Source organism: Mesorhizobium sp. M0771, from assembly GCF_040320155.1.
Lineage (GTDB): Bacteria > Pseudomonadota > Alphaproteobacteria > Rhizobiales > Rhizobiaceae > Mesorhizobium.
In genome coordinates, this window is the sequence record NZ_JAMYPC010000003.1 from 227,437 (window position 1) to 247,390 (window position 19,954).

General features: G+C 63.5%; 23 protein-coding genes. 10 read left to right on the forward strand and 13 right to left on the reverse strand.

Annotated elements, in window-relative coordinates; genetic code table 11:
• The 6 genes from eutA to ehuR all read right to left on the reverse strand — a co-directional run bounded on the left by eutA (position 1) and on the right by ehuR (position 5,520).
• Positions 1-780: an ectoine utilization protein EutA gene (gene eutA, locus NKI05_RS06495; protein ID WP_352792278.1), complete on the reverse strand. Its 780-nt coding sequence runs from the start codon at positions 778-780 to the stop codon at positions 1-3.
• 8 nt (positions 781-788) lie between these two features.
• Positions 789-1,448, reverse strand: a complete 660-nt coding sequence (ehuD, locus tag NKI05_RS06500) for an ectoine/hydroxyectoine ABC transporter permease subunit EhuD (protein WP_023709687.1) — start codon at positions 1,446-1,448, stop codon at positions 789-791.
• Positions 1,448-2,107 (reverse strand): ectoine/hydroxyectoine ABC transporter permease subunit EhuC, encoded by a 660-nt coding sequence (ehuC, locus tag NKI05_RS06505; RefSeq protein WP_023667875.1) that lies wholly within the window; start codon positions 2,105-2,107, stop codon positions 1,448-1,450. The genes ehuD and ehuC overlap by 1 nt, the downstream gene beginning before the upstream one ends.
• A 201-nt stretch (positions 2,108-2,308) precedes the next feature.
• The gene (gene ehuB / locus NKI05_RS06510; RefSeq protein ID WP_023704762.1) at positions 2,309-3,160 is read right to left on the reverse strand and encodes an ectoine/hydroxyectoine ABC transporter substrate-binding protein EhuB; all 852 of its coding nucleotides are present in this window, start codon (positions 3,158-3,160) and stop codon (positions 2,309-2,311) included.
• 64 nt (positions 3,161-3,224) lie between these two features.
• Positions 3,225-4,010 (reverse strand): ectoine/hydroxyectoine ABC transporter ATP-binding protein EhuA, encoded by a 786-nt coding sequence (gene ehuA, locus NKI05_RS06515; RefSeq protein WP_023682675.1) that lies wholly within the window; start codon positions 4,008-4,010, stop codon positions 3,225-3,227.
• A gap of 124 nt (positions 4,011-4,134) precedes the next feature.
• Positions 4,135-5,520, reverse strand: a complete 1,386-nt coding sequence (ehuR, locus tag NKI05_RS06520) for a MocR-like ectoine utilization transcription factor EhuR (RefSeq protein ID WP_023753984.1) — start codon at positions 5,518-5,520, stop codon at positions 4,135-4,137.
• Positions 5,521-5,602: 82 nt separating this feature from the next.
• On the opposite strand from ehuR, the gene NKI05_RS06525 reads away from it, so the two are divergent.
• The 4 genes from NKI05_RS06525 (at position 5,603) to NKI05_RS06540 (ending at position 10,245) form a co-directional block, all read left to right on the forward strand.
• The gene (locus NKI05_RS06525) at positions 5,603-6,091 is read left to right on the forward strand and encodes an Lrp/AsnC family transcriptional regulator (protein ID WP_023686966.1); all 489 of its coding nucleotides are present in this window, start codon (positions 5,603-5,605) and stop codon (positions 6,089-6,091) included.
• Positions 6,092-6,220: 129 nt separating this feature from the next.
• Complete coding sequence (locus NKI05_RS06530) at positions 6,221-7,714, forward strand: NAD-dependent succinate-semialdehyde dehydrogenase (protein ID WP_352792279.1); 1,494 nt, start codon at positions 6,221-6,223, stop codon at positions 7,712-7,714.
• 32 nt (positions 7,715-7,746) lie between these two features.
• Complete coding sequence (locus NKI05_RS06535) at positions 7,747-9,126, forward strand: aspartate aminotransferase family protein (protein WP_023682678.1); 1,380 nt, start codon at positions 7,747-7,749, stop codon at positions 9,124-9,126.
• A 9-nt stretch (positions 9,127-9,135) separates the two neighbouring features.
• Complete coding sequence (locus tag NKI05_RS06540) at positions 9,136-10,245, forward strand: alcohol dehydrogenase family protein (RefSeq protein WP_023753982.1); 1,110 nt, start codon at positions 9,136-9,138, stop codon at positions 10,243-10,245.
• Between the two features lie 10 nt (positions 10,246-10,255).
• Here NKI05_RS06540 and NKI05_RS06545 read toward each other — a convergent pair whose 3' ends face one another.
• A complete protein-coding gene (locus tag NKI05_RS06545) occupies positions 10,256-10,414 on the reverse strand; it encodes a hypothetical protein (protein ID WP_196814892.1) in 159 nt (52 codons plus the stop codon).
• 178 nt (positions 10,415-10,592) lie between these two features.
• On the opposite strand from NKI05_RS06545, the gene NKI05_RS06550 reads away from it, so the two are divergent.
• From NKI05_RS06550 to NKI05_RS06575, 6 genes are read left to right on the forward strand one after another with little or no spacing between them, the layout of a single operon-like run.
• Positions 10,593-11,264: an amino acid ABC transporter permease gene (locus tag NKI05_RS06550; protein WP_352792280.1), complete on the forward strand. Its 672-nt coding sequence runs from the start codon at positions 10,593-10,595 to the stop codon at positions 11,262-11,264.
• On the forward strand, positions 11,264-11,935 hold the full coding sequence (locus NKI05_RS06555) for an amino acid ABC transporter permease (RefSeq protein WP_023815165.1): 672 nt from the start codon (positions 11,264-11,266) through the stop codon (positions 11,933-11,935). The genes NKI05_RS06550 and NKI05_RS06555 overlap by 1 nt, the downstream gene beginning before the upstream one ends.
• A gap of 1 nt (position 11,936) precedes the next feature.
• Positions 11,937-12,671: an amino acid ABC transporter ATP-binding protein gene (locus NKI05_RS06560; RefSeq protein ID WP_023699816.1), complete on the forward strand. Its 735-nt coding sequence runs from the start codon at positions 11,937-11,939 to the stop codon at positions 12,669-12,671.
• Between the two features lie 2 nt (positions 12,672-12,673).
• Positions 12,674-13,600, forward strand: a complete 927-nt coding sequence (locus tag NKI05_RS06565; protein ID WP_023667864.1) for an isoaspartyl peptidase/L-asparaginase — start codon at positions 12,674-12,676, stop codon at positions 13,598-13,600.
• 11 nt (positions 13,601-13,611) lie between these two features.
• Positions 13,612-14,403, forward strand: a complete 792-nt coding sequence (locus tag NKI05_RS06570; protein ID WP_023695228.1) for a transporter substrate-binding domain-containing protein — start codon at positions 13,612-13,614, stop codon at positions 14,401-14,403.
• Positions 14,397-15,419, forward strand: a complete 1,023-nt coding sequence (locus NKI05_RS06575; protein ID WP_023815164.1) for a LacI family DNA-binding transcriptional regulator — start codon at positions 14,397-14,399, stop codon at positions 15,417-15,419. Before NKI05_RS06570 ends, NKI05_RS06575 begins: the two co-directional genes overlap by 7 nt.
• An 81-nt stretch (positions 15,420-15,500) precedes the next feature.
• Here NKI05_RS06575 and NKI05_RS06580 read toward each other — a convergent pair whose 3' ends face one another.
• The 6 genes from NKI05_RS06580 to NKI05_RS06605 are packed head-to-tail and all read right to left on the reverse strand — an operon-like array spanning position 15,501 to position 19,840.
• A complete protein-coding gene (locus NKI05_RS06580) occupies positions 15,501-16,760 on the reverse strand; it encodes an ABC transporter substrate-binding protein (protein ID WP_023692246.1) in 1,260 nt (419 codons plus the stop codon).
• Between the two features lie 36 nt (positions 16,761-16,796).
• Positions 16,797-17,225, reverse strand: a complete 429-nt coding sequence (locus tag NKI05_RS06585) for a hypothetical protein (RefSeq protein WP_023667860.1) — start codon at positions 17,223-17,225, stop codon at positions 16,797-16,799.
• Complete coding sequence (locus tag NKI05_RS06590; protein ID WP_023699821.1) at positions 17,222-18,277, reverse strand: aldo/keto reductase; 1,056 nt, start codon at positions 18,275-18,277, stop codon at positions 17,222-17,224. The genes NKI05_RS06585 and NKI05_RS06590 overlap by 4 nt, the downstream gene beginning before the upstream one ends.
• Positions 18,274-18,627: a TIGR04076 family protein gene (locus NKI05_RS06595; RefSeq protein ID WP_023667858.1), complete on the reverse strand. Its 354-nt coding sequence runs from the start codon at positions 18,625-18,627 to the stop codon at positions 18,274-18,276. The genes NKI05_RS06590 and NKI05_RS06595 overlap by 4 nt, the downstream gene beginning before the upstream one ends.
• Entirely contained in the window at positions 18,628-19,116 is a 489-nt protein-coding gene (locus NKI05_RS06600) for a DUF3830 family protein (protein WP_023692247.1), read from the reverse strand. It abuts the gene before it with no gap.
• A 1-nt stretch (position 19,117) separates the two neighbouring features.
• Positions 19,118-19,840, reverse strand: coding sequence for a GntR family transcriptional regulator (locus NKI05_RS06605; RefSeq protein WP_023686960.1), 723 nt, complete (start codon positions 19,838-19,840; stop codon positions 19,118-19,120).
• Positions 19,841-19,954: the final 114 nt, after the last annotated feature.

Below are 19,954 nucleotides of genomic sequence, written 5' to 3' on the forward strand. Positions count from 1 at the left end.
TCAATCGCGCGGCAAAGGCAGCGTCATCAGACGGCCAAATTCGGGATGCGACGTCCCGTCGCCACACAACCGCAAACAATTCCAGGCGCTGGCCTGATTGCTGGTGACGACCGGGCGGTCGATCGCCTGTTCCATCCCGGGAACCGCGAGCGCTCCGCGCAATGCGGTGCAGGACACGAACAGTGCATCGGCCTGCGCATTCGTCGCCTCACGAGCCAGGTCGGCGATCGCTGCCGGCGCAATGCGCGCCATCTCGCGATCGTCCTCGAAGCCGAGGCAGGTGAAGCTGACGATCTCAAAGCCGCGCTCGGCGAAATACGTCGCCATCGGTCTGGAGGTTTCTACGGTGTAAGGGGTGAGGATGCTGATCTTCTTGGCACCCAGCGCCTTCAGCCCGCGCACGCCTGCCATGGGCGGCGTGACCACAGGAACACCCGGCTTGGCAGACTGGATCGCCGCCTCGATCTCGGCGTCGCCAATCACCACCGAGGCCGAGGTGCAGGAGTAGCAGATCGCGTCGAGCGGCTCGTCTGGCAGGATCAGCGCGGCGCCCGCCGCCAGCTCCGGCTGCATCTTGCGAAGGTTTTCCGGCGTCGTCGGATTCTTGTAGGGAATGCGCGCGACATAGACGCCGATGCGCTCGCTCGCCACCATGCGGCGGAAATCCGGTTCGCTGGTGTGGTCGGTGGCAAGGATGATCAGGCCGACGCACTTTTCCAGCGGGCGCGCATCGAGCGCCGGCCTTGTCGGCATCAGCCTGATTTCGGGCAGCGGTTTCATCTTGAGAATTACCTTTCGATCTTGCCGTAGCGATGTTCCAGCCAGCGCAGCAGCACGACCGAGAAGAGGCTGATGACGAGGAAGAAAGCGCCGACCAGCGTGATCGGCTCAATGTAGCGATAGTAGGTGTTGGCGACGCTCTTTGCCTGGTTCATCAGCTCCAGCACGGTGATTGCCGATAGCAGCGGTGTCTCCTTGAACATCGCGATGAAATAATTGGCCAGCGCCGGGATCATCGGTGGGATCGCTTGCGGAATGATGATGTTGGTCCAGGTCTGCGTGGCGCTCAGATTGCAGGCCTTGGCCGCCTCCCACTGGCCGCGCGGCACGTTGTCGATGCCGGCGCGATAGACTTCCGCCGTGTAGGTGCCGTAGTGCAGGCCGAGCCCGATGACGCCGGCGACCAGCGGCGGCAACAGGATGCCGAAATCCGGCAGCACGTAGAAGATGAAATAGAGCTGCACCAGAAGCGGCGTGCCGCGGATGAATTCGGCCGCCCAACCAACGGTGCGCGACAGCGCCTTGTTGGGCGAGCGTCGTGCTAGCGCGATGCCCAGACCCACGACAGCGGCCAGCACGGAGCCGAGCAGCGTTGCCAGGATGGTGATCTTCACGCCCTGGATCAGCGTCGGCAGGATCTCCCAGACGAAGTTCCAGTCCCAATCCATCAGACGCGCACCCCGTCGAGGCCGCGCGCCATGCGGCGTTCCAATGAACGCACGCCCCAAGAGATGATCAGCGCCAGGGCGAAATAGATGATCAGGATGGTGGTGAACGGCGCCAGCGTGTTACCGGTCTGCGAGCGCACGACCTGCGCCTGAAAGGTGAGATCGGCGAGCGAGATCAGCGACACCACGGAGGTCGCCTTGAGCAGTTCGATGGCATTGTTGCCGAAGGTCGGCAGCATGACCAGCAGCGCCTGCGGCAGGATGACATGGCGCATGCCTTGCCAGCGGCCGAGGTTGAGCGCGATGCAGGCCTCATATTGTTCGCGGCCGACCGACTGGATGGCGCCGCGTACCACCTCGGCCGCATAGGCGCCGACATTGAGGCCCAGCGCCAGCACACCCGCCTGCAGGGGGGTCAGTTCGAGGCCGATCAACGGCAACACGAAATAGGCAAAGAACAGCTGCACGAAGATCGAGGTGCCGCGGAAGAATTCTATATAGGCGGTGGCCAGCCAGCGCAGCGCAAAGAAGCGCGACACGCGGCCCATGCCGGCGAGGAAGGCCATGATCAGGGCGAGCACCGACCCCATCAGCGTCAGCTCGATGGTGACAAGCGCTCCCTGCAATATCAGGCCGAGGTAGCCGGACCACTGGGTCATTCGGGTTCCAACGTTGGCGGTTAGCTTCCTTCTCCCCGTTCACGGAGAGAAGATGCCAGTCCACCCTCCGAAGCTGCAGCGCAGCTGCTGCGGAGGACGGGCAGGCAGATGAGGGGCAGCGCTAGCATAACAGAACTTGGCGCCGCCCCTCATCCGGCCCTTCGGGCCACCTTCTCCCCGTTGAACGGGGAGAAGGAAAAATCACTTCGCCGCGCAGAGCTTGTCCCGCGTGGTCGACATCGCGGCTGCGGCCGAGAAGCCGTAGGGCTCGACGATCTTGGCGAACTCGCCGGATTTCTTCAGCTTGGCGAGCTCGACATCGAAGGCGTCGCGCAGGGCCTCATCGCCTTTCTTGAAGGCGGCGCCGTCGCAATAGACCGGCGCGCCGACCACCGGGGCGATGACTTCGAGGTTCGGATCGTTGGCTTTCTTGACGAGGTCGTTGATCGACAGGACGGGAAGCGAATAGGCATCGATGCGACCGTCCTGCAGCATCTTCAGGCCGCTCTGGCCGTCCGGCACGACGATGACGCGCTCGCGCGGCACGCCGGCGTTGAGCGCCAGCTTCTCCTCCGTGCCGCCACCGGGCGCGCCAATGGTGGCTGACGTGTCCTTGGCGACGTCCTCGTAGCTCTTGAAGCCCTTCGGATTGCCCTTCTTCACCAGCATCGCCTCGGCGTCGCACAGCACCGGCTCGGAATAGACGACCGCCGCGCAACGCTCCGGCTTCATGAACAGGCCGGCGGTGACGACGTCGAAGCGGCCGGCCTGCAGGCCGGGGATCATCGCGCCATATTCGGAGATCGAAGCGACGATGTCGGCAACACCGAGACGCTTGAAGACCTCGCGCGCCACGTCGGGCGCCGCACCCGAAACTTTGCCGTCGGCGGCGACCGCCGTATAGGGCGGCTCGTTGGCGATCGCGACGCGGGCAAAGCCCTGCGCCTTCAATTGCTCGAGCTTGCTGTCATCGGCCGAACCGGTGCTCGACGCGGCGAGCACCGCCGTCAGTGCGAGACCGGCGACGCCGGCCAGAATGCCAAGTTTCTTCATTGTTCCCAACTCCTTTGTTGTCTTCTTGGTTTTGTCTGGGGCGGTCTTCCGCCCCGCAAAGCGGTCAGACACGATGTCCGGCCGCGATGATCTTCTTCAGGAAGCCTTGCGTGCGCTCCTGCTTTGGATGGCGGAAAATCTCGTCTGGTTTGCCCTCTTCGACGATCTTGCCGCGGTCGAAGAACAGCACGCGGTCGGCGAAGTCGTGGGCAAAGCCCATCTCGTGGGTGACCAGCAGCATGGTCATGTCGGTCTCTGCGGCGAGCTTGCGCATGACATTCATCACCTCCTCGACCAGCTCCGGATCGAGGGCCGACGTCACCTCGTCGAACAGCATGATCTTCGGCGACAATGCCAGCGCACGGGCAATCGCCACGCGCTGCTTCTGGCCGCCGGACAGCTGCGCCGGCATCGACTTCGCCTTGTCAGCCATGCCGACCATGTCGAGCAGTTCCATGGCCCGCTTTTCAGCGGCGGCGCGAGGCGTGCCCTTGGTCAGCATCGGCGCCAGCGTGACGTTATCCATGACGCATTTGTGCGGAAACAGATTGAACAGCTGGAAGACCATGCCGATCTTCTGCCGCATCTTGGTCAGGTGCCGCTCGTCGGCGGGCAGCAGCTGGCCATTGCGCTCCATGTGGTAGAGCTGCTCGCCATCGATCTGGATATGGCCGCCGTCGATCTTCTCCAGCGTCATCAGGATGCGCAGGATCGTCGTCTTGCCCGAGCCGGACGGGCCGATCAGCGCCAGCTTCTCGCCGGGCATGACCTGCATCGACAGGCCGTCCAGTACCTTGAACGAGCCGAAGCTCTTCGAAATGGCGTCGACCTTGATGATGGGTGAGGACAAATGAATTTCCCCTGCTGGAGAAGCCTGTGCCCTTAACGATGCGGAACGCGCCAAATCATGTCAATTGGGAAAATAAAATCATGACAATATTTCCGGCACTGCATGATTCCAGAGCAATTCCCGCTTAGATTGCGAGCAGCAGATGCTCCGGATCGCCAAGCAGCAACTTGGTGACAACGCCGAGGCCGGCGCGCAGTTCCCCCTCGGTGGTCGAGCCGAGCGAGATGCGCACCGCCGGATGCCAGGGCGCATCCGAGATGCGGAAGGAGGTGCCGGGCGCGATCGCCACGCCTTGCAGGCGGGCCTGGGCGACGAAGCTTTCCTCGGCACGGTCCGCGGGCAGTTGCAACCAGACATGCAGCCCGTCGCGCCTGGCGCGATAACCAACCCCGCCCAGCACCTCGGCTGCGATGTCCTGGCGGCGGCGCAATGCCGCGCGCTGCCAGCGAACGAGTTCCATCGCCGTGCCGTCGGTCACCCATTTGGTGGCGATCTCGGCCACCAGCGGCGTCGCCATCCAGTTCGACACCAGATGCCGGTTGGCAACGGCGGCGACATAGCGGTCGGGCGCCGCGAGATAGCCGATGCGCAGGCCAGGTACGGTGATCTTGGTGAAGGAAGTGACGTAGAGCGTGCGCTCCGGCGCAAAGGCGGCGACCGGCGGCGGCCGGTCCTCGACCAGCGGACCCAGCACATCGTTCTCGATGATGGCGATGTCGTGCTTGCGCGCGACCGCGGCGATCTCTTCGCGCCGCCGAGCGTCCATCAGCGTCGCCGTCGGGTTGATCACCGACGGTTGCACGAATACCGCGCGAATGTCGGTGAGCCGGCAGACCTCGTTCAACGCCTCCGGGATCAGGCCATTGCCGTCGATCGGCAGGCCTTCCAGGTTGAAGCCGAGATAGCGCGCCAGCGGCACCAGCGTGTGGTGGCCGATAGCCTCGGTGGCGACAGTCGATCCCGGCGGCGCAACGCTCATCAGCGCCACGGTCATCCCGGCGGTCGCGCCATTGGTCAGGCTGATATTCTGTGCGGAGGTGTCGAGCCCACACAGTTTCAGCCATTCGACAGCCACCGCGCGGTGACGCGGGAACACCATGTTGGGCCGGAACGACAACGCCGAACTGGATGGCAGGTTTTCGGCCAGCCAGCCCAGCGCCTGCTTCAGCCGCTCCAAATGCATCGGCTCGCAGACCGGCTTCAGGATTGACAGATCGATGACCTCGCCGAGGCGCTCCGGCAGATAGGGCGGCTCCGGGTCGCGGCGCTGCGTCTGGACAAAGCTGCCACGGCCGATCTCGCCCGAAATCAGGCCGCGCCGGATCAGTTCTTCGTAGGCGCGGCTGACCGTCTGCACCGACAGTTTTAAATCGTCTGCCAGCCTTCGATGCGTTGGAAGCCGCGCGCCGTTGGCCAGCCGCCCGTCATGAATGGCGCGGGCGAACTGGTCGGCCAGCGTTTGATAGGCTGGCCGGCGGATGAGCGCAGGGTCGGGTTGCCATAATGTCATGACTTAATAGAGATCGAAATCAGTGCAATTGACAATCGAAATAATGCGCCGTCATGGTGATGCCGACAAAAAGCGGACGCCGATGACATCGAAACTCGACGCGGTCGACCTCAGGATACTCGACGCCATCCAGCGCGACGGGCGCATCACCAAGCTGGCGCTGGCCGAACAGGTCGGGCTGTCGCCGACGCCGTGCTGGATGCGGCTGCGCAAGCTGGAGAAGGCAGGCATCGTCTCGGGCTACCACGCCAGGATCGCCATGCGCGTGGTGGCGCCGGTCGCCACCGTGTTGATGGAGGTGACGCTGGCCAGCCATCGCCAGGCCGATTTCGACCGCTTCGAACGCGTCATCCGCGACATCCCCGAAATCGTCGCCTGCTGGTCGGTGGGCGGCGGCGTCGACTATGTGGTCAAGGTGATGACGCGCGACATCGACGCCTATCAGCGGCTGGTCGACGACCTGCTGGAGCGCGAGATCGGCATCGACCGCTACTTCACCTACATCGTCACCAAGACGGTGAAGGACGAAATCGTGCTGCCGATAGCCGATCTGCTGCCGGCGTCGGCATAAGCCCGGAGAGAATGTCTGTCGGGACGGCACAATAGAGAGAGTCTCTCTCCTTCAGGGCGTCGAAACAGTCTCTCTGTCTGCATGTGACGGATAGTCTTCCCGCATCGTCCGAACCGGGAGGCCTCGACCATGTCCGCGCATTTTGCCCGCTCGCATCGCCATGAGGCGCTCGACCGCCTCTCCGACCGCCGGCTGCTGCGCGAGCTTGCCTATGTCGATGGGCATTGGACCGCGAGCGAAGCGGCCGAAAGCTTTGAAGTCACCGATCCGGCCACAGGCGCGACGGTCGCGTTTGTCGCCGCGCTCGATGCGCAGCAAACGACAAGGGCAATCGGTGCCGCCGCGCGTGCCTTCCCGGCTTGGCGGTCACTGCTGCCGCAGGAGCGGTCCAGAATTCTGCGAAAATGGTTCGAGCTGATCGTTGCAGCCAAGGATGATCTGGCCCTGCTGATGACACTGGAACAGGGCAAGCCGCTGCAGGATTCGTTTGGCGAAATCGACTACGCCGCCTCCTTCGTCGAGTGGTATGCCGAAGAGGCAAAGCGCCTCAACGCCGAGAGCGTCACCAGCCATCTGCCCAAAGCGGAAATGATGGTGCGACGAGAGCCGCTCGGCGTTGTCGGCGTCGTCACGCCCTGGAATTTTCCGGCGGCGATGCTGACCCGCAAGGCGGCGGCCGCCCTTGCCGCCGGCTGCACCATCGTCGCGCATCCTTCATCCGAGACGCCGCTGTCGGCGCTGGCGCTGGCGGAACTTGGCGAGCGCGCCGGCATCCCCGCCGGTGTCTTCAACGTCATCACCGGAAAGGCTGCAACCATCGTCGGCCGCATGTGCGAAGACCCGCGCGTTCGCGCCATAAGCTTCACCGGCTCGACCGAGATCGGCCGGCTGATCGCGGCGCAAAGCGCGCCGACGATGAAGCGGCTGGTGATGGAGCTTGGGGGCCACGCGCCGCTGATCGTCTTTGCCGATACCGATCTGGACAAGGCGGTGAGCATCGCCATCGATGCCAAATTCGCCACCTCCGGCCAGGACTGCCTCGCCGCCAACCGCATCTATGTCCAGCGCCCGATCTACGATCGCTTCTGCGCCGCTTTTGCCAGGCGTATCGAGGCGCTGCGCACCGGCAACGGCCTTACCGACAAGATCGACATCGGGCCGCTGATGCATGAGCGTGCCGTCGCAAGGGTCGAAGAGCAGGTCGCCCATGCCATCGCTCGTGGCGCGCGCTGTCTCACCGGCGGCAAGCGGCATCAGGCCGGGCCGCTGTTCTACCAGCCGACGCTGCTGGCCGATGTCAGCGACGAAGCGCTGATCATGCGCGAGGAGACCTTTGGGCCGGTCGCCGCCGTCACGCCGTTCGACAGTGAGGACGAAGTGATCGCCCGTGCCAACGCCACAGAATATGGCCTGGTTGCCTATGTCGTTACCGAGAACGGCGCCCGCCAGCAGCGCCTGGGCCGCGCGCTCGACTACGGCATGGTCGCTATCAACCGCGTCAAGATCACCGGCGCGCCGATCCCATTCGGCGGCGTCAAGCAATCCGGCATCGGCCGCGAAGGCTCGCGCCATGGGCTCGAAGCTTTCGCCGATCTGAAGTACCTCTGCCTGGACGTCGCATAAGTCCGTCCGGCCATCTCTCAAGGAGTCAAAAAATGCTCGACCAATCCAACGAACTCAATGCCTGGGATCGCGACCACTTCTTCCATCCTTCGACCCATATGGGCACGCATGCGCGGGGTGAATCGCCGACCCGCATCATGGCCGGCGGCGAAGGCGTCACCGTCTGGGACAACAATGGCAGGAAGAGCATCGATGCCTTTGCCGGTCTCTATTGCGTCAATGTCGGCTATGGCCGCCAGAAGATCGCCGACGCGATCGCCACCCAGGCGAAGAACCTCGCCTACTACCACGCCTATGTCGGCCACGGGACCGAGGCCTCGATCACGCTGGCCAAGATGATCATCGACCGCGCGCCGAAGGGCATGTCGAGGGTCTATTTCGGCCTCTCGGGTTCGGATGCCAACGAGACCAACATCAAGCTGATCTGGTACTACAACAACGTGCTTGGGCGGCCGGAGAAGAAGAAGATCATCTCGCGCTGGCGCGGCTATCACGGTTCGGGCGTGATGACGGGATCACTGACCGGGCTCGACCTGTTCCATAACGCCTTCGACCTGCCGCGCGCGCCGGTCCTGCACACCGAAGCGCCCTACTATTTCCGCCGCGCCGACCGCTCGATGAGCGAGGAGCAGTTCTCGCAGCATTGCGCCGACAGACTGGAAGAGATGATCCTGGCCGAAGGTCCCGAAACCGTCGCCGCCTTCATCGGCGAGCCGATCCTCGGTACTGGCGGCATCGTGCCGCCGCCGGCCGGCTACTGGGAGAAGATCCAGGCGGTGCTGAAGAAGTATGACGTGCTGCTGGTCGCCGACGAGGTGGTGACGGGCTTCGGCCGTCTGGGCACCATGTTCGGCTCCGACCATTACGGCATCAAGCCAGACCTCATCACCATCGCCAAGGGGCTGACCTCGGCCTACGCGCCGCTGTCGGGCGTCATCGTTGCCGACAAGATGTGGCAGGTGCTGGTGCAGGGCTCCGACAAGCTCGGTTCGCTCGGCCATGGCTGGACCTATGCCGCGCATCCGATCTGCGTCGCCGCAGGTGTCGCCAATCTCGAACTGATCGACGAACTGGACCTGGTGACGAACGCCGGTGAGACCGGCGCTTATTTCCGCGCCGAACTGACCAAGGCTGTCGGCGGGCACAGACACGTCGGCGACGTGCGCGGCGATGGCATGCTGGCGGCGGTCGAATTTGTCGCCGACAAGGACGACCGGGTGTTCTTCGACGCCTCGCTCAAGATCGGGCCGCAAGTGGCGACAGCACTTGCCGCCAGCGGCGTCATCGGCCGCGCCATGCCGCAGGGCGACATACTAGGCTTCGCGCCGCCGCTCTGCCTGACGCGTGAGGAAGCCGACATCGTCGTTTCGAAAACCGCCGATGCCGTCAACAGCGTGTTTTCCAATCTCTGAGATCGACCCATGAATGCCATGACCAAGACCCTCCCCGCCACCATGGCCGCCGTGCTGCTCACCGGGCATGGCGGACCGGAAAAGCTCGTCTATCGCAGCGATGTGAAAGTGCCTGTGCCTGCCGCCGGCGAGGTGCTGGTTAAGGTCAGCGCTTGCGGTATGAACAACACCGATGTCTGGGTACGCCAGGGCGCCTATGGCACGGAGGAGGACGCTGCCGCCGTGTCGACGTGGCGGCGGCAAGGCAACACGCTTACCTTCCCGCGCATCCAGGGCACCGACACGGTCGGCACCATCGCTGCCGTCGGCGAAGGCGTTTCCCCGGGCCGTATCGGCGAACGGGTAATGGTCGATTTTTCGATCTACAACCGCGACGACGATTCCCTCGCCGACATTGACTATATGGGCCACGGTCGCGACGGCGGGTACGCCGAGTACCAGACGGTGCCGGGCGAGAATGCGCATTTCGTCGATACTGACATGAGCGACGTCGAACTCGCCACCTTCTGCTGCGCCTACCTCACCGGCGAACAGATGCTGGAGCGCGCCGGGCTGAAAGCCGGCGAACGCGTGCTGGTCACCGGCGCCTCGGGCGGCGTCGGTTCCGGCATCGTGCAGCTGGCGCGGGCGCGCGGCGCCATTCCCTATGCGGTCGTCGGCAAGGGCAAGGAGCAGGCGGTGCGCGACATCGGCGCCGAAGCGGTCATTACCCGTGGGGTTGCCGATCTTCCCGCCGCCGTGAATGAAGCCACTGGCGACCAGCCGATCGATGTGGTCGCCGATCTCGTCGGCGGCGCGATCTTCAACGACCTGCTGCGCATCCTGCGACCTGAAGGCCGGTACACCACCGCCGGCGCCATCGCCGGCCCGGTCGTGCAGCTCGATCTCAGGACCATGTATCTCAAGCAGCTGCAACTGCACGGATCGAGCCAGGGCACGCGCGCCGACTTCCGCCGCATCATTGGATACATCGAAGCGAAGAAAATCCGGCCGCTGGTCGGCGGCGTCTACAGGCTCTCCGATTTTCACAAGGCGCAGGCAGACTTTATTGCCAAGGACTTCGTCGGCAAGCTGGTGATCGTGCCGGACGCCATGTGGAACCCGAATATCCGCACATAACGCCCCTACGTCAGAGCTCGTCGTAAACGGCATCATCAACACCTTGCGGCGTGGAGTCGTCGAAACCCAGCATGCGGTTGGTGACGTAGCCGAATCCGACACCGGCGCCGGGATCGGCAAAACCGAGGGCGCCGCCCCAGCCGCCATCGCAGCGACGCGCGGCTGGCATAGGCGGCGTCGTCGAGTTGAAAGCCGGCGGCGAATTGTCGGCGCTTGAGACATAGCGCGCATGAGGCGAACCGGAATCATCGCAACGAATGCAATCCACAGGCCGGCAACCAGACCCTGCATCTTGACAGACGAGGCGAAAGCCAAAAGAGTGAAACCGGTTTCACTGGGGACCGCCGGTGCATTTCGATCTGTCCATTCTGCTCCCGCATCTGGGTTTTCTGGCGCGCGGCGCCGAACTTACGGCGGCGGCTTGCGCGCTGTCGCTGGTGGGAAGCGTCGTCATGGGCGCGTTGGTGGCGATCGCACGCACCTCCGCCTCGGCACTGCTTCGACGGATCGCCTTCGTCTACGTCGATCTCTTCCGCAATGTGCCGTTCATCGTCCAGCTGTTCTTCTTCTATTACGGCCTGCCCGAGCTCGGCATTTACATCGACGCCTTCACCACCGGCGTCGTGGCGCTTTCCATTGCCGGCGGCGCCTATGCCTCCGACATCATTCGAGCCGGCATCCTCGCCATCGACCAGGGCATCATCGACGCCGCTGAAGTGAGCGGCCTGTCCAGGCGCAAGATCTTTACCCGCATCGTGCTGCCGATTGCGCTGCGCACCTCCGTGCGACCGCTCGGATCCGTGCTCATCAACATGATCCTTACGTCCTCGATCCTCTCGACCATCACGCTCAACGATCTCACCGGCTCAGCCCAGATCGTGGTCTCGCAGACCTATCGGCCCTTCGAGGTCTATGTGGTGCTGCTCTGTGCCTATGCGGCCCTGACTTATCTGGTTTCGCTGGGCGTCACCCTGCTCCACCGCCATCTCAATCGGGACATGATGGAGGCGGTCGGCTGATGCGGTTCAGCGATTTCACCTCCTACGACCTGATCCTGCTGGCGCAAGGTCTCGGCACCAACGTCGCGCTGTTTCTCGTCACCTCTCTGATCGGACTGCTGATTGGCCTGAGCTGGGCGCTGGTGCGGTTCTACCGTGTGCCGGTTCTGGCCCAGGTCGTCACCTTCCTGTCGGAGCTGTTGAAGAACTCGCCGGTGTTGGTGCAGCTGTTCCTGGTGTTCTTCGGCCTGCCGGCGCTGTTGCATATAAGGGTGACGCCGGTCACCGCAGCGACCATCACTCTGTCGGCGAACACCGTGGCATTCGTCTATGTCATCGCGGTCTCGGCGATCGAGTCGATCGAACGCGAGCAGGTCGAGGCCGCGCGTGTCTTCGGCCTGACCCGGTGGCAGGTCCTGCGCCATATCGTTTCGCCCCAGGCTGCCGCCTTCGCGGTCGGCCCGCTCGTCGCGCTGCTGGTCAACCAGCTTCAGGTGACGTCGCTGATTTCTGTCATCGGCGTCGTCGACCTGACCAAGATTGGCCACATCCTCAACATGCGAACCTTGAAGCCGTTCGTGGTCTGGACCGTCGTCGGGCTGCTCTACTATGGCGCGGCAAAGCTGGTCGCCCTGCTTGGCGAGCGTCTTGAAAACCGCCTGCGGGCGCACAGCGCCTGGCGGGGGCTTTAACATGCTCAAGATCGAAAACGTGCACAAAGCGTTCGGCGAGGTCACTGTGCTGGACGGCGTCGACCTGACGATCGCGCCCGGCGAAGTGGTCTCGATCCTCGGGTCGTCGGGGTCCGGCAAGTCGACACTGATCCGTTGCATCAACGGCCTCGAAAAGCTGAAGTCGGGCCGCATCACGGTCGACGATTTCGATGTCAGCAAGCCGAAGGAGCTGGCCGAGGCGCGCAAGCGCTCAGGCACCGTCTTCCAGCTGTTCAACCTCTATCCGCATATGAGCGCGCTTCAGAACATTACGCTCGCCCCGATCGAGGTGCTGAAGATGCCGCGCCCTGAGGCCGAGGCGCTGGCGCGCAAGCTGCTCGAGTCCGTCGGCCTCGCCGATCGGGCCAACGCCTACCCGGCGCAGTTGTCGGGCGGGCAGCGCCAGCGTGTCGGCATCTGCCGGGCGCTCGCCATGCAGCCGCGCTATCTGCTGCTCGATGAAGTGACCAGCGCGCTCGACCCGGAAATGACTTCCGAGGTGCTGGCCATCCTGGCAAAGCTCGCCGCGCAAGGCACGACGATGCTGTTCGTCACCCACGAGATCGAATTCGCGCGCGAGATTTCCAACCGCATCGTCTTCCTCGACAAGGGCAGGCTGGTGGTCGATCTGCCAACGGATCGTTTCTTCGCCGCGGACGGCGGCCGGGCGCAGCCGCGGGTTGCGCAGTTTCTCTCCAAGATGCGCAAGGACTAGGAATGCTGCTGTTAGCCAACAACGAAGCATGGCCGGGATTCGAAACCTCGGTGCAAATGCTGCGCGATGGCGCCGTCAGCCTGGACGCGATGGTTGCCGGCATCGGCATGGTGGAGAAAGAGGTCAAGGTTCGCAGCGTCGGTTATGGCGGCTGGCCGAACATGCTGGGCGAGATGGAGTTCGACGCCGGCGTCATGGACGGCAATACAAGAGAGGTCGGTTCAGTCGGCGCCGTGCCAAGGACCTTGGCGGTCGCTGCCCTGGCGCAGCAGGTAATGAAGCGCCTGCCGCATGTGATGCTGACCGGCGAAGGGGCGCGGCGCTTTGCCAGCGAAATCGGTTTTGCCGAAGACGAAGTCTTGTTCGAGGACAGCAAGCGCGTCTGGTGGGAGCGGCTGCAACAGGAACTCACACCGCAACAGCTGGCGAAATTCCCCGATATCGATCTGGCGCCGCTCAGCCGTACTATCACCGATCCCGAGCGGGTCCGCGACACCACCGTCTTCCTGTCGGCGGATGCGCGGCGCGGCGTCCATGCCGCGAGTTCGACCTCGGGCTGGGCGTGGAAATATCCGGGCCGGCTCGGCGATTCTCCCATTCCCGGCGCAGGCTTTTACGCCGACAGCCGCTATGGCGCGGCGGCGTGCACCCATACCGGCGAGATGACGATGCGCTGCGCCACCGCACGGACCGTCGTGCTGGCCATGAAGCTTGGCCGATCCCTGTCGGATGCGGTCGCGCTGGCGGTCGAGGAACTGGCTGAACTCGACACCGGCTTCCTGGCCGGAGTGGTCATCCACGCCGTCGACGCCGAGCAGAACCACGAGGTGGTGAATTTCAGATGCGAGGGCGAGGTCCGCTACTGGCTCTGGAAGGATTCCATGCCCGCACCCGAATTGCGGGCAGCAAAACGTGTCACTAGAAAATAAGGAGAGGAACCATGAAAACCGTACTGCGTGCCTTCGCCGCGCTGGCCATCGTGGCCGGTTCGGCTTTTCCGGCCCTTGCCGGCATGATTGACGACATCCGCTCACGCGGCACCATTCGCATCGGCGTATCGCTCGGCGGCGAGCCGATCGGCTTTCGCGATGCACAAAACAACCCTGTCGGCTACGATGTCGATGTCGCGACGCTGCTGGCGCAAAAGCTCGGGGTGCCGGTCGAGTTCGTCGACGTCTCGGGCGATGCCCGTATTTCCATGCTGGTGTCGGGACAGATCGATGTCGCGGTCGCAAACACCTCGGCAACGCTCGAGCGGGCCAAGACCGTCAACTTCACCATCCCCTACAACCGGGCCGGGCTGCGCGTCATCGTCCAGAAGGATGCCGGGATAACCGACCTCAAGGGGCTCGCCGGCAAGAAGGTTGTCGTCGGCCGCGGCACCACGGGCGAAACCTTCCTCAAGGCGGCCGTGCCGGAAGCAGAGCTCGTCTATGTCGACCAGTTCGCGCCCGACGGGGTTCTGCAGCTGCAACAGAAGCGCGTCGATGCGGCGATCGAGGATTCCTCGCTGCTCGATTACCTCGCGACCAAGACACCGAGCCTGGTGACGCTGCCTGGCCTCTATTCCAACGATCCGATCGGCATCGCGGTCGCCAAGGGTGATCCCGAATTCGTCCGCTGGCTCGACATGTTCGTGTCCGACTTCATCCAGTCGGGCACCTATGAGACGACCTACAAGAAGTGGTGGGGGCCGGACTCCAACCCGCCGGCGCTCAACCCGCTGTGGTGACACCCACTACCGGTAACCGATCGGCGCACACTCGAGGCGCCGTCGCAACGATCGCCGATGTCGCGCGGCTGGCAGGCGTGTCGCGTGCCGCGGCCAGCCGTGCGCTGTCGAGCGGACCGCGACCGGTCTCGGCGGACAAACGCGAACGTGTCGTGCAGGCCGCCGCGCAGCTAGGCTACAAACCCAATCTCCTGGCGCAAAGCCTGACCACCAAGACCGTCAATCTGGTTGCCGTCGTGGTCAACCACATTCACGACCTTTCAGATCTCGACCTGTTCGACCGGCTGCTCGACGCAATCCAGTCGATCGGCAAGCAGGTCATCCTCATCCGCATCGGCTCGGCGGACGGGGTCGAGGATTTTCTGCGCAATGGCGTTGCCTATCATGTCGATGCCGCCGTGGTGTTCTCCGACTTTGCCGATGCAGCGACGGTGCGGCGCATGTTTCGCTCGGACCTGGTCATCATGCTGAACGGACTGCATGACGATCTGTCACCCACCGTCATTCCCGATGAATGCGTCGGCATCGCCGAGGCCGTGGCGGATGCGGCGGCCAAGCGCGCGCGCACGGCCAGCCTGCTGACCGGCCGTTCGTCCTCGCGGGTCGAACAGCTGCGCATCGGCCACTACCTCGAAGCGTTCCGGCATCATGGAATTGAACTGCTGCAGACGGTCCAGGGAGACTATTCCTACGAGTCGGGCTATGCGGCAGCCGCCGGCCTGACGGGACGCGGCTGTCCCGATGCGGTCTTTTGTACGTCCGACGCGATGGCCATGGGTGTTCTGGATGTCTGCCGGGCGGATTTCCCCGATAACCGGCCCAGCCGCTTCCGCCTCTATGGCTTCGACAATGTGTCCCTGACCAATTTCGACGCCTACCCGATATCGTCAATCGGCTACGACAAATCAGACTATGTGGGTCATATCGTCGGCGCCCTCTCCAATCCGCAGGTCTTCATGCCCGGCCAGCCGCCTGTCGTTATATTGACCCGGCTGATTTCGCGCTTGACCGCGTAACTAGCGCCGATGTTGGACTGCTTGTCCGGCGTCGATCTCCCAGAGATCGAACGGAGATCGCGCCGGACAATGTACCGGCGCCTACTGCAATTTCGCCTGCAGCGCGTTGACGTCGTCGGTTGTCATTTCACCGTCGGTCGTCACCTTGCCGTCGACGATCTTCCACAGCCGGAACGGACCGGTGATGTCGCCATATTTGTCGAAGCTGACCGGACCGATGACGCCTTCATAGCGGATCGGCTTGCCGTCCTTGATCAGGCCGAGCGCCTTGGCGAACTCGTCCTTGCCGGCATAGATCGGTGTGCCGGCAGGATCGACCGCCTTGTACATGGCATCCTTGATCTTGGCTGGATCCTCGGAGCCGGCAATGGCAATGGCGAGGCCGACAATGGCGCCGGCATCATAGGAACGGTCGGCTGCCGGGTTCGACGGTTCGATGCCCGAAAACTCCTTGTAGTTTTTCAGGAAATAGTCGGTGGATGCCGTCGGGCTGGTGCCGGAAGAGGTACCATAGGCATCCTTCAGATAATCGGCGCCGACGGATTCGATGAAGTCCGGGCTGTTCATACCGTCATTGAGCAGGAATTTCTGCACGCCGCCCTGCGATATCCAGGTGCGGGCGACCGTTGCGCCGTCGACCGGCGTGCTGACGAGGTAAAGTCCGTCCGGCTCGCCTCCCATCGCCGCCGTCACTTCCGAAGCATAGCTCGACTGCTTTTCATTATAGGGCGTGTCGGAGACGATGGTGCCGCCGAGCGCTTTGTAGGCACGCGAGAATTCGGCCACCATGTTGACGCCGAAGTCGTTGTTGACATGGATGATCGACAGTTTCTTGAAGCCCTTGTCGATGGCGTATTTGGCGGCGGCCACGCCTTGCAGCGCATCCGACGTGATGGTGCGGAAGAAGATGCCGTTGGTCTTGCCGTCGCGGCCAAGGGCGGTCAGCGTCGGCGAGGACGAAGCCGGCGACACCTGCACGATCTTGGCCGGCCCGGTGACCGAGGTCAAAATCGGGATCGACACCGAGGAGATGATGCCGCCGATGATCACCGGCACCTTCTTGACCTGTACCAGCTGGGTCGCGGCATCGACCGCGATATTGCCCTGGCTCTGGCTGTCGCGCGTGTCGGTTGCGAGATCGCAGCCGCGTACGCCACCGGCTTCATTGATGTCGCGGAAGGCCATTTCGACGGACTTCGCGCCGGCCTGGCCGTATTCGCCGGCCGGACCGGTGAGCTCCATGACCAGGCCGACGGTGATCTTGCAGTCCGCTGCGTGTGCGGCGCCGGCCATCGTCACGAGAGCCAGTGCTGTGGTGATTTGAAGTATCGTCTTCTTCATTGCCGTTCCCCTTTTCTTGTTTGAACTTTTGCCTGTTCAGCCTTCCGGCGCCTGCAGCCAGGTCTCATGCAGATGCCGCCATTCGACGCCGTTTGGTGCCGATGAACTGGTGGTGAAGACCGCACTGGACTGCCGGCGACTGTGTTTGCCGGCGCGCAGTTGCGCCTCGATGTAGAAGATGACGATCGTGTCCGCGTCCTGCCAACCCGGCCTGATGTCCTCGATCGATATGGCAAAACCGTCGTCGCAAGTGGCGCGGCTTGTCCGGACATGATCTACGACCGCGTCGCGATCGAGGATCTGGCCATTCGGCGCCACCATGGTGAGGCCTTCGCCCATGACAGCCTCGAAGCGGCCGAACTCCACAGCGTCGGCTCGCGCGGCGACAAACCAGTCGACGAAGAAGCGATGCAGGTCGATGATTTCAGCGCTGGCACGCGAAAAAAGGGAAGGCTCTCCGCTCATTTCTTCCCCGCATTGAGGTTGTAATGCATGATCGAGCCGTGGCGGCCATGACGGTCGCGCTCCAGCGCGTAGACATCGCCCGCGAGGCCGGTGCCTTGTGCGATGGCGGCAGCAATCCGCGCGCGATCGTCGGCGTCGAGCGCGACGTCCATGATTTTCGTATTGGCCAGCGCATGTGCCTGGTTGCGCGCACCGACAATGACGGCCGCGACCTGCGGCTGCTCGAGCACCCATGCCGAGGCGATGGTGGCAATGTCGACGCCGTGGCGATCGCCGACCGCTTTCAGCGCCTTGAGCAGGGACTGGAACAGCTCCCAGCCGCCGAAGTCGTCGATGATCAGCTTGTATTTGACCAGCGAGCGGTTTTCGAGCGGCGTGGAGGGCTCGGCCACGCCAAGCCATTTGTCGCTGAGGAAGCCGCCCGCCACCGAGCCGTAGCAGAGGAAGCGGACACCGTTCTTAGCGGCAAGGCCCGCAAGGCTGTTTGCCGGCCGCTGGTCGAGCACTGAATATTGCAGTTGCTGGCTGACCAGCGGGATGCCCGCGGAGAGGATTTCGGCTAGCCTCGGCGTATCGAAATTGGTGGTGCCGAGATTGCGCACCTTGCCTTCCAGCCGAAGCTCGTCGAGCCAACCCATCGCCTCGACGTAACGAGGCTGGTCATAATCCCACCAGTGAAACTGCACGAGGTCGATCCGCTCGGTCTTGAGCCTGCGAAGCGACTGATCGACGATGCCCCTGATGTAGTCGCGGCTGATGCCTGCCAGTCGTTCGAGGTCCGGCACCAGCTTGGTGTGCACCTTCATCCTGGCCGCAACATCGAGACCGCGCTCGCCGGCCAGCCGCAGGCGCGCGGCGCCGATCAGTTCCTCGACGCCGGTGTAGATGTCGGCGCAGTCATAGGTCCAGATGCCGGCATCGAAAGTGGCGATGAGGTCGGTCACCGCCTGGCTGCGGTCGACGGCGCCATGCCCGCCGGCAAGCTGCCAGCCACCGCGGATGACTCGCGAGATCGCATAGCCGGGGCTGAGTTCGATGGTCCTGGCGGTCATCCCTTGTCGGTCTCCTTCGGCAGCGGCACGGCCGTGGTTTCGGCATGGCTGAACCGCCGCTTGGCAAGCCTGACGATGCGGAGCCGGCTGGCGCAATTGGGATCGGGACAGGCGATCTCGGCATCCGAGGTCATCCAGTCATTTGCATGCGTCGGGCGCTGCTTTGCCGCCAGGAGCGGCAACACGGCCGAGATCGAATAGATCGAAAAACCCTGCCCTGCCGGCAGCGAGAGCATTTCGCCCTTGAGTTCGAAATAGTCGCCGGCCCTGGCGCCGCAATAGACCGGCTTGCCCTCGGGGATGACCGCTTCGACGCGCAGATCGAAGAGTTCGAAACTGTCGTCGGCCATTCAGGCCTCCACCAGGCTGAAGGTGATGTCACAGGCGCCGTTGCGGCGGATGACGCCGCAGGCGGCGGCAAACTGATCGCGCTCTCCGGCAAGCACTTGCGCGACCACGCTGCCGGCCAGCCAGCCGATCGGGAACAGCAGCCGCGCCCCCTGCCCGTAGTACAGGCCGATATCGAAGATGGCATTGGGATTGCCGCCCCACACGCGTGGCGGCACATAGGACAGCACGATATCGCCGGGCTGCGGCGTCACCGTTGCATTCTCCGGTGGCAAAGACTGGGCATAGGCCTGGCCGTGGAGATCGGCTGACGGAACCGGGCACGAGATTTCCGGTCCTGTCCACATCGCATGGATGCCTGGGATGATGCGTGGCTGCGCCAGATACGCCAGCAGGAAGGCGGCATTCTCCGGCGCCTTTTCGGGCAATAGCAGCGCCGTCACGGAAAGCTTCGAGCGTGGTTCTGTGATGCCGATGGCGGGCTTGGGCATGTCAGTCCTTCGCCGATTGAAGTTTGTCGCGCAGGAAGGCGAAGGGGCGGCTGATGTCGGCTACCAGCGCCTCGCGCGCCGCTTGCGCATCCTGTTTGGCAAGTGCCGCGACAATTCGACGATGATAGTGGGCGGTATCAACCTCGCCTGCCTCGGAGAAGGCATAGATGGCGACGCGGATGCAGGGACCCGATTGAAGCCAGAGGCTTTCGATCATCGGGATCAGCACAGCCGAGCCGCAGCAGCGGTAGATCTCAAAATGGAAGCTCTGGTTGAGCGTCGCTTCGCGATCGATATCCTTCTTGTGCTTCAGGGCCCGCATCTCGTCCCACTCGCCCAGCATGGCTTCGATCGATGCGATCTGGCGCGGGCTCATGCGCCTGGCGGCAAGCGCTATCGCTTCGCCTTCGATGAGGGAGCGGGCACGCAGGAGGTCGTCGATGCGCTCCAGCGTGATCGGCGGCACGCGCACGGAACGGTTGGGCAGCGCCTCCAGCGCCTTTTCCGTGATCAGCCGGCCGAGCGCTTCGCGTACCGGCATGGTCGAGGTGACCAGCGCATCGGCAAGACCACGGATGGTCAGCACCTGGTTTGGCTCGAAAAGGCCACCGATCAGAGCACGGCGCAACTCGGAATAGACGCGATCCTGCACCGTCTCGCGGCCGACCGGCGTAAGCTGGGCTGCGATCGTCTCGTTGTTCTTTTCGATGGCAGCCTTCTGCATTACCGGCATTTGCCCCGTTTTCGGCTTGCGAATGAAATTAAAGCCGAATAGCGTGATCAAAGCAAGTGTGATCACAAATCAAAAATCAGGAGGCGACAACGATCGTCTTCGGCC